This is a genomic window from Caballeronia sp. LjRoot34, assembly GCF_964253815.1.
Taxonomy (GTDB): domain Bacteria; phylum Pseudomonadota; class Gammaproteobacteria; order Burkholderiales; family Burkholderiaceae; genus Caballeronia.
In genome coordinates, this window is record NZ_CAXUSB020000001.1 from 409,434 (window position 1) to 422,053 (window position 12,620).

At 59.6% G+C, this 12,620-nt stretch carries 12 protein-coding genes and 1 other RNA gene; 9 read left to right on the forward strand and 4 right to left on the reverse strand.

Translation table 11 applies throughout. From position 1 onward, the window contains the following. Positions 1-81 precede the first annotated feature (81 nt). Positions 82-1,473: an MFS transporter gene (locus ACSQ36_RS01860; RefSeq protein ID WP_436180721.1), complete on the reverse strand. Its 1,392-nt coding sequence runs from the start codon at positions 1,471-1,473 to the stop codon at positions 82-84. A gap of 369 nt (positions 1,474-1,842) precedes the next feature. On the opposite strand from ACSQ36_RS01860, the gene ACSQ36_RS01865 reads away from it, so the two are divergent. From ACSQ36_RS01865 to ACSQ36_RS01890, 6 genes are all read left to right on the forward strand, one after another. Further along, complete coding sequence (locus ACSQ36_RS01865; RefSeq protein ID WP_436180722.1) at positions 1,843-2,811, forward strand: LysR family transcriptional regulator; 969 nt, start codon at positions 1,843-1,845, stop codon at positions 2,809-2,811. Between the two features lie 109 nt (positions 2,812-2,920). Next, positions 2,921-4,243, forward strand: coding sequence for a Glu/Leu/Phe/Val family dehydrogenase (locus tag ACSQ36_RS01870; RefSeq protein WP_213765822.1), 1,323 nt, complete (start codon positions 2,921-2,923; stop codon positions 4,241-4,243). Positions 4,244-4,524: 281 nt separating this feature from the next. Next, complete coding sequence (locus tag ACSQ36_RS01875; RefSeq protein ID WP_213765823.1) at positions 4,525-5,418, forward strand: glutamate/aspartate ABC transporter substrate-binding protein; 894 nt, start codon at positions 4,525-4,527, stop codon at positions 5,416-5,418. A 69-nt stretch (positions 5,419-5,487) separates the two neighbouring features. Continuing rightward, the gene (locus tag ACSQ36_RS01880) at positions 5,488-6,228 is read left to right on the forward strand and encodes an amino acid ABC transporter permease (RefSeq protein WP_213765824.1); all 741 of its coding nucleotides are present in this window, start codon (positions 5,488-5,490) and stop codon (positions 6,226-6,228) included. Then, on the forward strand, positions 6,228-6,905 hold the full coding sequence (gene gltK / locus ACSQ36_RS01885) for a glutamate/aspartate ABC transporter permease GltK (protein WP_213765825.1): 678 nt from the start codon (positions 6,228-6,230) through the stop codon (positions 6,903-6,905). Before ACSQ36_RS01880 ends, gltK begins: the two co-directional genes overlap by 1 nt. Next, entirely contained in the window at positions 6,902-7,627 is a 726-nt protein-coding gene (locus tag ACSQ36_RS01890; RefSeq protein ID WP_213765826.1) for an amino acid ABC transporter ATP-binding protein, read from the forward strand. Before gltK ends, ACSQ36_RS01890 begins: the two co-directional genes overlap by 4 nt. Before the next feature lie 231 nt (positions 7,628-7,858). Here ACSQ36_RS01890 and ACSQ36_RS01895 read toward each other — a convergent pair whose 3' ends face one another. Together ACSQ36_RS01895 and ACSQ36_RS01900 are read right to left on the reverse strand one after the other, a co-directional pair. Next, the gene (locus ACSQ36_RS01895; protein ID WP_047895661.1) at positions 7,859-8,212 is read right to left on the reverse strand and encodes a YegP family protein; all 354 of its coding nucleotides are present in this window, start codon (positions 8,210-8,212) and stop codon (positions 7,859-7,861) included. Between the two features lie 82 nt (positions 8,213-8,294). Next, the gene (locus ACSQ36_RS01900; protein WP_436180723.1) at positions 8,295-9,197 is read right to left on the reverse strand and encodes a class II glutamine amidotransferase; all 903 of its coding nucleotides are present in this window, start codon (positions 9,195-9,197) and stop codon (positions 8,295-8,297) included. 403 nt (positions 9,198-9,600) lie between these two features. On the opposite strand from ACSQ36_RS01900, the gene pyrC reads away from it, so the two are divergent. From pyrC to rnpB, 3 genes are all read left to right on the forward strand, one after another. Next, on the forward strand, positions 9,601-10,692 hold the full coding sequence (gene pyrC, locus ACSQ36_RS01905; protein ID WP_436180724.1) for a dihydroorotase: 1,092 nt from the start codon (positions 9,601-9,603) through the stop codon (positions 10,690-10,692). 64 nt (positions 10,693-10,756) lie between these two features. Next, positions 10,757-11,635: a DUF3025 domain-containing protein gene (locus ACSQ36_RS01910; protein ID WP_436180725.1), complete on the forward strand. Its 879-nt coding sequence runs from the start codon at positions 10,757-10,759 to the stop codon at positions 11,633-11,635. Positions 11,636-11,699: 64 nt separating this feature from the next. Beyond that, positions 11,700-12,117: RNase P RNA component class A (gene rnpB, locus ACSQ36_RS01915), an RNA gene on the forward strand. 71 nt (positions 12,118-12,188) lie between these two features. Here rnpB and ACSQ36_RS01920 read toward each other — a convergent pair. Continuing rightward, complete coding sequence (locus ACSQ36_RS01920; RefSeq protein ID WP_436180726.1) at positions 12,189-12,611, reverse strand: OsmC family protein; 423 nt, start codon at positions 12,609-12,611, stop codon at positions 12,189-12,191. Between the last annotated feature and the right edge of the window lie 9 nt (positions 12,612-12,620).

The window sequence follows — 12,620 nt, forward strand, 5'->3', positions numbered from 1 at the left end:
GATTGCCCAAGCTGCCGGGACGGAACAAAAAAGCGTCGATGCCTTCGGGCATCGACGCTTTTTGCTTTAAGCCGCGCGACCTTATTCCGTGGCGTGAACCATCGCCGTTGCGCCGCCATGCCCGGCCGCTACCACTCCAGGCGCGGCCCAGCGCAGCCACTGCGCGCGCAACGCGAGCAGGAACCCAAACGCAAAGACCGCCAACACGCCGAACGTCGCAAAACCCATCTGATAACTTCCGGTACTTTCCTTAGCCATCCCCATGATTACCGGCAGATAAAACCCGCCAATCCCGCCCGCCGCACCGACAATCCCCGACAACAGCCCGGTCTTGCCTTTCCACCGCTGCGGCACGAGCTGGAACGTCGACCCGTTGCCCAGTCCGAAGCACAGATAAAGACAAACCAGCAACGCGATACCACCCGCCACCGGCGGCATCCACACCGCAAACGCAAAGTCGGCGATAGCAATCACCGCCAGCAGCACGAGCAACGCGCGCACGCCGGTCACGCGATCGGCGAGATAACCGCCGAGGGGCCGCACGATCGCGCCGAGGAACGCGAGCATCGCCATGAATAGACCGGCTTCGATCTTCGGCATCTGATAGAGGTTGGTCAGCAGCAACGTCACATACGACGACATCCCGACAAACCCGCCGAACGTAATGCTATAGATCAGCATGACGACCCAGGTATCGCGTTCACCAAGCACCGCGCGGTAATGTTTCGGCAGCACGGCAATCGCGAGCAGCGCGCCGAGCACGGGCAGCAGCAAGACACCCGTACGCCCGCCGCCGAACACGCCGCCGTGCACCGCGAGCACCATCACGATCAACCCACCGAGCGTGATCGCGAAACTCGTCATTGCGCGCGATGTGCTGCCGCTCTTCTGACCGCCATCCGATGCCCACACGAACAGCGCAATCGCCGTGATCGCGAGCAAGGGCAATGCGGCCGCGGTGGCAAGTTTCCAGCCGAAGGCATCGGCGAGATGGGGGAACAGGAAACCATCGAGTACCGCGCCGATATTGCCCGCCGCGGCCAGTCCGAGCACAAGACCCTGCACCTTCGGCGGATAGTTGCTGCCGGCCATCGGCAACGCGACGGCGAAGCTCGCGCCGCCCATGCCGAGGAATACACCAAGCACGAGCAGCAGCGAGTACGACGGCGTGCCGGACAAAAGCGGCAGCACGATCGTCGGAACGGATGAAAGCACTACGCCCATCAAAGCCACGCGGCGGCCATCGGTGGATTGGTACAAGTTGCCCAGCGTCACGCGCAGGATCGCGGCTGCCAGCACCGGCACCGCGACGAGAAAGCCCTGCTGCGCGGCGGTCATCGTGATGTCCTTGCTCATGAACGGCGCAAGCGGTCCGTACAGCACCCAGACGGTGAAACCGGTATCGAAATACAGGAAGCAGGCAACCAGCGAGCGCCAGTTGCCGCTCTTTAACGAGGTGAGCAGGTTTTTCATCGGATTCTCCGCGTGGATCGGCTCTGGCAATGCATCGATGATGTGTTCTTAAAGACGCCCGACGCTCGGCCGACCGGGAATTGCAAGTATCATGCCAACGAAATCCATCTTTAAGCGGGTAGCCGCAGACTGAACGTCGGCGCGGCTTTGCACCGGATGAAGGCCCATAAGCGCTAACAATTAGCCCAACTGGACACGATGCCGCACGCACTGGTATCGCTGCAGCGCAGCACCGCGCGTGTGCGAGTCGCGTGAGAATGGTGCGAGCGCCTCGCGCCGTTCAAAGCGGACCGCCCGAAGTTGCCGCGAACGCAACGGTAAAATGCGGGTGCGTTCAGGGAGCATCCCCAACCAGGCCGAAGGAGCCGCATGGAACTGAAATGGCTCGAAGATTTCGTCTCGCTCGCGGAGACGCGCAGTTTCAGCCGCTCGGCCGAACTGAGGCACATTACGCAGCCGGCTTTCTCGCGCCGGATCCAGGCGCTCGAAGCGTGGCTGGGCACGGATCTCATCGACCGCTCGGTCTACCCGACGCGCCTCACGCAAGCCGGTCAGGTTTTCTACGAGCAGGCGCTCGCGATGCTTTCGCAGTTCCACGAAGCGCGCACGCTATTGCGCGGGCAGACCGGCGTGCCCAATGCGACCATCGACTTCGCGGTTCCGCACACGCTCTCGCTGACCTATTTCCCGCGCTGGCTACACCATATAGAAGCGCGACTGGGGCGCATCAACACGCGATTGCGCGCGCTGAACGTGCACGACGCGGTGTTGTCGCTGGTGGAAGGCGGCTGCGATCTGGTGATGGGTTATCACCATCCGAGCCATCCAGTGGCGCTCGATCCCGCCCGCTACGACATGCTCACGCTCGGCACCGAACCCATCAGCCCGTTTTCATCGGTGAACAAGGGTGGCCGCGCGCGCTACACATTGCCCGCTACCGCCGATGCTCCCGTGCCATATCTCTCATACACGCCTAACGCTTATCTCGGCCGCATGACGGAGGTGATCATCGCGACCTCGCCGGCGCGTCTTTATCTCGACAAGGTCTACGAAACCGACATGGCCGAAGGTCTGAAGGCGATGGCGCTGGCTGGTCACGGCGTGGCTTTCCTCCCGCATAGCGCAGTGGCCAACGAAGTCGATGAAGGCAGCCTGATCCGGCTCGACCGGGGAACCCGCGGAACACCGGCGGGTCAGTTCACGCTGACGATGGAAATTCGTTTGTATCGAGACAAAATGGCGTCGAAGGGTGACGATCCTCGCCAGGCTTTGATGCGTAATCTTTGGGAAGCAGTGGGCGAAGAGGTATTGAGACCGGCGGAAACCCAGGCCACATAAGCGTCTCAGACGTTATGCAAGATAAACATAACGCAATGATGAAACGGCATTGGATTTCAATATCCGAATTTTCGACAATGAAGCCATTCCACACAACGCTGGAGCTTCGATGTCATCGCCGCAACAAGACCGCACCGCTTCTGCTGTTCCCGCTGTTCAGCACGCCATTCCCTCCTATCTCGATTCCACGCATCTTGGCCCCTGGGGTAACTATCTCCAGCAGGTCGATCGTGTCGCGCCGTATCTCGGCTCGCTGTCGCGCTGGATTGAAACCCTCAAGCGCCCGAAGCGCATCCTGATCGTCGATTGCCCCATCGAACTCGATAACGGCACGGTCACGCACTTCGAAGGCTATCGGGTCCAGCACAACATGTCGCGTGGTCCGGGCAAAGGCGGCGTGCGGTATCACCAGGACGTTACGCTTTCCGAAGTGATGGCGTTGTCGGCGTGGATGTCGGTGAAGAACGCGGCTGTGAACGTACCGTACGGCGGCGCAAAAGGCGGTATTCGTGTCGATCCGCGCACGTTGTCGCGTGGCGAACTCGAACGCCTGACACGTCGTTATACGAGCGAAATCGGCATCATCATTGGGCCGAATACGGATATCCCTGCGCCGGACGTCAACACGAACGAGCAGATCATGGCGTGGATGATGGATACGTACTCCATGAACCAGGGCCAGACAGCAACCGGCGTGGTGACCGGCAAGCCGATCTCCCTCGGTGGTTCGCTCGGCCGCAAGGAAGCAACCGGCCGCGGCGTGTTCGTCGTGGGCTCGGAAGCGGCGCGCCGGATTGGCTTTGACATTGAAGGCGCGCGCATCGCCGTGCAGGGTTTTGGTAACGTCGGCGGGATCGCTGCACGGCTGTTCCAGGAAGCCGGCGCGAAAGTGGTGGCGGTGCAGGATCACACCGGTTCGCTGTACAAATCGTCGGGTATCAATGCAGCCGCGTTGCTCGAGCACGTGGCCAAGCACGGCGGCGTGGGTGGCTTCGAAGGCGCGGACCCGATCGGCAAAGACGAGTTCTGGACCATTGAAACCGATATCCTGATTCCGGCCGCCCTCGAAGGCCAGATCACGGAAGAAAACGCGCCGAAGATCAGGACGAAGATCGTGGTGGAAGGCGCCAACGGCCCGACCACAACGGCGGCCGACGACATTCTCCACGACAAGGGCATTCTCGTAATTCCCGACGTGGTCGCTAATGCGGGCGGCGTGACGGTGTCGTACTTCGAATGGGTGCAGGATTTCTCAAGCTTCTTCTGGACCGAAGACGAAATCAACCAGCGACTCGAACGTGTGATGCGCGAAGCATTCGCGGCCGTGTGGCAAGTGGCCAGCGAGCATTCGGTATCAGTGCGCACGGCGGCGTTCATTGTCGCGTGTACGCGAATTCTGCAAGCGCGCGAAATGCGTGGCCTGTATCCGTGATTTCAGGCATCAGAAACGTTTGCGCGCGTTTGCCTGCATGAAGCGGCGCTAACGCAAAAAGCATCAAGACGCCCGCCGTCGTCCTTCAGGACGTCGACGGGCGTTTCGCGTAAAAACACAAGAAAATTAGGGCAGAACCAACGGCAATTGAAAGCGCTGAAACCCCCGCTCAGCCTGACCACAGCGGGTGTCTCAAAAATGACAACTGTGGACAACATTCATTCTTTCAAATTTATTACCCTGCTAAAATTGCGCCGTTTTCGCCAAGGAGATCACACATTATGAAGATTAAAAAAGCTGCGCTGCTGCTTGCCGCACTGGGACTTTTCGCATCGGGCGCGCAAGCGCAAAACAACGATACGCTCAAGAAAATCAAGGATTCAGGGAACATCTACCTGGGTTTCCGCGAGTCGTCGATTCCGTTCTCGTATTACGACGACAAGCAACAGGTCATTGGCTATTCGTATGAGTTTGCTTTGAAGGTGGTCGACGCCGTCAAGGAAAAGCTCAACATGCCGAACCTGAAGATTCAACAGAAGTCGGTCACGTCGCAAAACCGCCTGCTGCTCGTGACGGGTAACCAGATCGACCTCGAGTGCGGTTCGACCACGAACAACCTCGAACGTCAGCAACAAGTCGCGTTCTCCAACACCATCTTCGTGATCAGCACGCGCCTGATGACCAAGAAGGATTCGGGGATCAAGGACTTCGACGACCTGAAGGGCAAGACCGTTGTGACGACCGCTGGAACCACGTCCGAGCGCCTGCTTCGCAAGATGAACCAGGAAAAGAGCATGGGCATGAACATCATCAGCGCGAAGGATCACGGCGACTCGTTTTTGACGTTGTCGACGGGACGCGCAGTAGCGTTCATGATGGACGACGCTTTGCTGGCCGGCGAACGTGCGAAGTCGAGCACGCCGCAGGATTTCGTGATTGTCGGTACGCCGCAATCGCGTGAAGCTTATGGCTGCATGCTGCGCAAGAACGATCCAGAGTTCAAGAAGGTAGTCGATGACGCCATCGCCAAGGTCGAAACCTCGGGCGAAGGCGACAAGATCTACAAGAAGTGGTTTGAAAGTCCGATTCCGCCGAAGGGTCTTAACCTGAACTTCCCGGAAAGCGATGACATGAAGGCGCTTTTCAAGAACCCGAACGACAAGGCAATCGATTAATCTCGGTTCTGCTCGATTGATGGAAACGGAAGGAGCGCTGCTTCTTCCGTTTTCTTTTGGAGGGAGTCCATGTCCTACCACTGGAATTGGGGCGTTTTCCTAAGCCCCGTCTCGACCGGCGAGCCGACAACCTATCTCGGCTGGCTTATTTCCGGTTTCTGGGTGACCGTTACCGTGTCGCTTGCGTCATGGATCGTGGCGCTCGTGGTCGGCTCGTTGTTCGGCATTCTTCGCACCGTGCCCAACAGGAAGCTGGCTGCCATCGGCACGGTTTATGTCGCCATCTTTCGTAATATCCCGCTGCTCGTTCAGTTCTTCATCTGGTACCTCGTGATACCGGAGTTGCTGCCCGTTTCCATCGGCAACTGGTTCAAGCAGTTGCCCCCGAACGTGCAGTTCTATTCGTCATCCATCATCTGCCTCGGGTTGTTCACCGGAGCACGCGTGTGCGAGCAAGTGCGCTCGGGCATTGCGGCCTTGCCGCGCGGACAGCGCGCCGCCGGTCTCGCCATGGGTTTCACCGAATGGCAGACGTACCGCTACATCCTGATGCCGGTCGCGTACCGCATCATCGTGCCGCCGCTTACGTCGGAATTCTTGAACGTGTTCAAGAACTCGGCAGTGGCGTCGACCATCGGGTTGCTCGAATTGTCGGCGCAGGCGCGACAGCTTGTGGATTACACCGCGCAGTCGTATGAGTCGTTCATCGCCGTGACGCTTGCCTACATGCTGATCAATCTGGTCGTCATGCAACTGATGAAAGTGGTCGAAGCCAGGACTCGGCTGCCCGGCTACATTGGAGGCAAGTGATGCATCATTTCAATTGGAGCAGTGTGCCGAGTTCGCTGCCTACGCTCTGGACCGGCGCCATCATCACCTTCAAGATCACGGTGCTCGCGCTCGTGTTCGGGATTCTCTGGGGCACCGTGCTCGCGCTGTTTCGCCTCTCGGGCATCAAGCCGCTCGAATGGTTCGCGAAGGGGTATGTGACGCTGTTTCGTTCGATCCCGCTCGTGATGGTGCTGCTGTGGTTCTTTTTGATCGTGCCGCAATTCCTGCAGAATGTGCTGGGGTTATCGCCGGAAATCGATATCCGGCTCGCTTCCGCCATGGTCGCGTTCTCGCTGTTTGAGGCCGCGTATTATTCGGAGATTATTCGTGCAGGCATTCAGGCGGTGTCGCGCGGGCAGGTGAACGCGGCTTTCGCGCTCGGCATGACGTACACGCAGTCCATGCGGCTGATCGTGTTGCCGCAGGCGTTTCGCGCGATGGTGCCGCTGCTGCTCACGCAGGCTATCGTGTTGTTCCAGGATACGTCGCTGGTGTATGTGATCAGCCTCGCGGACTTTTTCCGCACGGCCACGAATGTGGGCGATCGCGACGGTACGACTGTCGAAATGGTGCTGTTCGCCGGTGCCTGTTATTTCGTGGTGTGCCTCGCCGCATCCGGTCTCGTCAAAAGTCTTCAGAAAAAGGTCGCTCGATGATCTCACTCAAGAATGTTTCGAAATGGTATGGCCCGTTTCAAGTGCTCACCGATTGCACGACGGAAGTCAAAAAAGGTGAAGTAGTGGTGGTGTGCGGTCCTTCGGGCTCGGGCAAGTCGACGCTGATTAAAACCGTGAACGGACTTGAGCCGTTCCAGAAGGGCGAGATCACGATCAACGGGCAATCGATCGGCGACAAGAAAACCAACCTGTCGAAACTGCGCTCGAAAGTCGGCATGGTGTTCCAGCACTTCGAACTGTTCCCGCATCTGACGATCGTGCAGAACCTGACGCTGGCTCAGATCAAGGTGCTGGGTCGTTCCAAGGACGAAGCGACAGCGAAGGGATTGAAGCTGCTGGAGCGCGTGGGTTTAAGCGCTCACGCCGATAAATTCCCCGGCCAGCTTTCCGGTGGACAGCAACAGCGGGTGGCGATTGCGCGGGCGTTATCGATGGATCCGATCGCCATGCTCTTCGATGAACCCACGTCCGCGCTCGATCCGGAAATGATCAACGAAGTGCTCGACGTGATGGTGGAATTGGCGCAGGAAGGCATGACCATGATGTGCGTGACGCACGAAATGGGCTTTGCGAAGAAGGTCGCGCATCGCGTGATCTTCATGGACAAGGGCTTCATTGTGGAAGACGACAAGAAGGACGCGTTTTTTGAGAACCCGAAGTCGGATCGGGCCAAGGACTTTTTGGCGAAGATTTTGCATTGATGGTTTGATGCGGGCTGGTTTGGCTAACGCCGATCAGCCGGGCGAGTTGGCTCAAAGAGAGCTTGGACTGCCGGGCTAACTTCCCCGTGGTCCGCGGGCAACTGGCCCTCCTGACCATGCACGGCAACCGATCGGCTACGCTGATCAAGTCAACGTCAAACATGCGCCGTAAAAATGGCCTTTCCGGCGTGAGCTGGAACGGCCATTTTTGTCTTTGTGTGTGGACCAGCGCTAGTGGCTGGTCGAAGCTGCTTTCGTGTTGTCCTGTGTCACTGCATCGGGCGCATTTTTCTTCAGCGATTCAATCCCGGCATCTCTGGCCGCCGCGCTGCTATAAGCTTCGCTCACGCCAATAACCTCGTGATTGCCGGCCTTCAGATTGAAATAAGGTGCGCCGCTTTTGTCCGTCTTGCGCTCGTAGCGTTCATCGATCAGCGCATTCGCCTTGACCGATGCAATGCCATGTTCCGCCGACGCTCGCGTCACATACGTCTCGCTCTTGAGGATCGGTTCGCCGTTGGCCGCCCGCAGGTTGAAATAGAACTGGCCGTTACGGGCGCGGTCGATGACGAATTTTCCTGACATTGCATAAGCTCCCTGGGTAGTGGAACAAGCGTGAGTCCAGGTGATTCTCCGGCCGCGAAGCTGCTCCGCAATTACTCCGCATTTACTCTATACCGAGTTCGGTCTCCACATCCGCGGTCGTTTCGATGGTCTCGGCGCGCAGCACCGATTCAACGCAAACCTTGCACAACGGTTCAAGTGCTTTCTCCGCGACGTCCGCCGGCACGGGAACGTTGACCGTCCTGAGCAATGCGCCGTGCTGGAACAACGCCAGATCGCCGGGCGTGAAACGCGTCCAGATTTCGTCGTCGGTAAGCGGCGAGGTGGCGATCACCGCAACGCGATCTTCCGGCGTGGTGTACTTCGCGAAATCGATCGACATGTCGGCGTCGATCAAATGCGCCGTGGAGAACGGCCAACTGCGCACGAGGTAATACAGATGCGTGGAGCAATGCGTGAACAGCGCCTGGCCGTTCGACATCAGGAAATTGAATACGCCGAATTGCGTGATCTCGCGCGTCAGCTTTTCGAGCGCCGCGAACAGTTCGTCCAGCGGCGGCTGGCAACCGGGGAATTCGCGTCGCAGACCTTGGAGTAACGCGCAGAACGCCAGCTCGCTGTCGGTGGTGCCGACCGGTTGATATTGTCCGTTCAGACAGGGTTTGAAATCTTTCAGGTCGCCGTTGTGCGCGAAAATCCAGTGCCGTCCCCACAACTCGCGCATGAACGGATGGCAATTCTCAAGCAGGATGTGACCTTGCGTGGCCTTGCGAATATGCGCGATCGTGTTTTTCGACTTGATCGGATAACGCTTCACCATTTCGGCGAGGGGTGAACTGGCCGACGACTGGTGATCGATGAAAAGGCGGCACGCCTTGTCTTCAAAGAACGCAATGCCCCAGCCGTCCGCGTGATGGTCGGTGACGCCGCCACGCGCCGCGAAACCGGTGAACGAGAAAGTCACGTCCGTGGGTTCCGCGCAGTTCATTCCGAGAAGTTGGCACATTGCTGGGGCTGCAGACTGGGTGAATGGAGCTAACCGTTACAATACGGGTAGCCAAAGCATAGCACCGACGAAACCGCCAAAAAATCGCGCCTTTCGACCGCGGGGTGGCATCGTTGTGGAATTTCCACGGTATCGGCCGGCTTGCGGGAGAAAAACTGACCGATTGGGTGGGGCGCTTGCTCTCGGAGCCCCCGCTGGTGGTCTCCGCTGGTAGTCTCATCAAGCACGCAGTGTCGGGGCTTGATTCACTGATCCGGGCCGCCGATATTGATGGCGAAGCTGCGCCGCTTGCAGGTGCTTCGGTCTCGCTTATGTTTTCCGTGCGTGTTTATGCTTTTTGGTTTCGCGGCCGCCACAGTCCCTGCGTTTTCGTCATCCGATTATTTTCATCGTTATCACGCCAATGTCCGCTTCCACGCCTGCCTCTGTCTCGCCCGCTTCGCCCGTTGACTCCGTTGACTCGATTACGCTCGCGCGTCCCGACGACTGGCACTTGCACGTTCGCGACGGTGCCGTGCTCGCCGCCGTCCTGCCGCACACGGCGCGCCAGTTCGGCCGGGCGATCATCATGCCGAACCTGCGTCCGCCCGTGACGACGACCGAATTGGCTGCGGCGTATCGGGGGCGCATCCTGGCCGCGTTGCCCAAGGATGGCCCGGGTGCGCGTTTTGAGCCACTGATGACGCTTTATCTCACCGACAACACGCCGCCCGACGAAATTCGTCGCGCCCGCGAAAGCGGTTTCGTCCACGGAGTAAAGCTTTATCCGGCAGGAGCGACGACCAATTCCGACGCCGGTGTCACGAGCATCGCGAAGTGCGCGAAGACGCTGGAGGCGATGCAAAAGCACGATCTGCCGCTGCTCGTGCATGGCGAAGTAACGGACCCGGCCATCGATATGTTCGATCGCGAGAAGGTGTTTATCGACCGCGTAATGACGCCGTTGCGCCGCGATTTTCCGGCGCTGAAGGTCGTGTTCGAGCACATCACGACAAAGGACGCCGCTGATTACGTCCGCGATGCCGACGGCCCGACCGGCGCCACGCTGACCGCGCATCACTTGCTATACAACCGCAATGCGCTGTTTGTCGGCGGAATCCGCCCGCATTACTACTGTTTGCCGGTGCTCAAGCGCGAGACGCATCGCGTGGCGCTGCTCGCGGCGGCTACGTCGGGCGATCCGCGCTTTTTTCTCGGCACGGATAGCGCGCCGCACGCGAAGGGGTTGAAGGAGCACGCTTGCGGCTGCGCGGGGTGTTACACGGCGTTGCACGCGCTGGAGCTCTACACGCAAGCCTTCGATCAGGCCGGCGCGCTCGGTCGCCTCGAAGGTTTCGCGAGTTTCCACGGTGCGGACTTTTACGGTTTGCCGCGCTCGACAGAGAGCGTGACGCTGCGTCGCGAACCCTGGACGCTGCCGGCGGAATTCATGGCGGGTGGGGATGAGATCGTGCCGCTGGGCGGCGGAGAATCGATTAGCTGGCGGATGGAGTGACGGTTGCCGGGGCGCGCTTGGGACAGGTCCGAGCGCAGAACCTCCCGCCTCTTGAGCTACTCGTATGTCAGACCGGGAAAATTCACTGAAGGCTGAAAACGCGGAGACGGCATCGACGCCAACCGATACCCGCGCGGCGCAGCGCTTTATGGATATCGACTGGTCCTGCCCATGGCTCGCGCCACTTGCCGAGCGCGGTGAGCGCTGGCGCCAGGCCGCGCTCGATAGCTACTCAGCGTATCTCTCCACCCTCAACGCCGATGCACACAACGACCCGCGCGTCACCGGGCGGGGCAAGCTGCTATCGTTCATCGCACAGGACGAGTTGCCGGCGGGGGCGTCGTACGAAGGGCATATTGCCGAGACGGGCTGCGTGCCCACGCGCTATAACCTGCACGATTTCTTCAATGGCGCGATGTGGTTCCAGTACCCACGAATCAAGGCGGCGCTGAACGCCCGGCAGGCTGCGGAAATCGATGTGCTCGGCATCGGTCCCACACGAGGCGCCGCGCGCGACGCCCTGACGCTCTTCGACGAAAACGCGATCCTCTTTGCCTGTGCAGACGCGTCGCTCGCCGCTGCACTTCGCGCCTTCGACTGGCGCACGTTGCTCGTCGAACAACGCGCAGCCTGGGGCCTTCGATGCGAGGCGCGCATCTTCGGCCACGCGTTGCTGGAAAAGCTGATTGCCCCGTACAAGGCGTGCACGGGGCACGCCTTGATCGTCGAAGTCGAGCCAGCCTATTTCTCATCCACCGATATCGAGCGCCGCGCGATCCTCGACCGCGCAGTGTCTGAACGGCTAAAGAGCGAAGCCATTTCCAGCCGATATTTCACGCCACTGCCCGTGCTGGGCGTGCCGGGCTGGTGGCCTGAAAACGAAGTCCCGTCTTTCTACGACGACCCTCAGGTCTTTCGATCCGGCCGCCGATCGCGGACATAGCGGGTGCCGGAGCCGGAGCATGACAGCGAGGTTGCGGCACCCCTCATGCTAAAATCATCGTCGCAAAGTAGGCTAGGCAGTCGCGGCTGATCCGGTTTCGACCGGAGAGGGCGAGGAAAGTCCGGACTCCACCAGGCAGGGTGATGGCTAACGGCCATCCGTGGCGACACGCGGAACAGGGCAACAGAAAGCAAACCGCCGATGGCCCCGGGCGCAAGTTCGGGGATCAGGTAAGGGTGAAACGGTGCGGTAAGAGCGCACCGCGGCTGCTGCAAGGCAGACCGGCAAGGTAACCTCCACCCGGAGCAATTCCAAATAGGCAGGCGCGCATCCTCGTGATGCAGGACGGTGCCTCCGTCTCGTCTGCGGGTAGGAAGCTTGAGCGCGCCAGTAATGGCGCGACTAGAGGAATGACTGCTACGCGCGTCACGCTTTCGGGCGTGAGGCGTGCACAGAATCCGGCTTATCGGCCTGCTTTGTGAGATTCAAAAAGAAAGCCGGCGTCAGTGATGACGCCGGCTTTTTTTCTCGTTTCTTCTTCGATGCGAGGAATTCAGCTCGCGACAATATCAAAGGAATGCGTCAATTCGGCCGTCTTGGCCAGCATGATCGACGCCGAGCAGTATTTGTCGTGAGAGAGGGTGATCGCGCGTTCGACTGTCGTGGGATTCAGGTTCTTGCCCGTCACCGTGAAGTGGAAGTGGATCTTCGTGAACACCTTGGGGTCTTCGCTTGCGCGCTCGGCCTTGAGCGTCACCGAGCAACCCGCGACTTCCTGACGGCTTTTCTTCAGGATCATCACGACGTCGTACGCAGTGCAGCCACCCGTGCCGAGCAAGACCATTTCCATTGGCCGCGGCGACAGATTGCGGCCGCCGCCTTCCGGTGCGCCGTCCATTGTGACCAGATGGCCGCTGCCCGTTTCCGCGGCAAACGCCATTCCGTCCTGTCCCATCCAGCTAACTTTGCATTCCATGAGAAAACT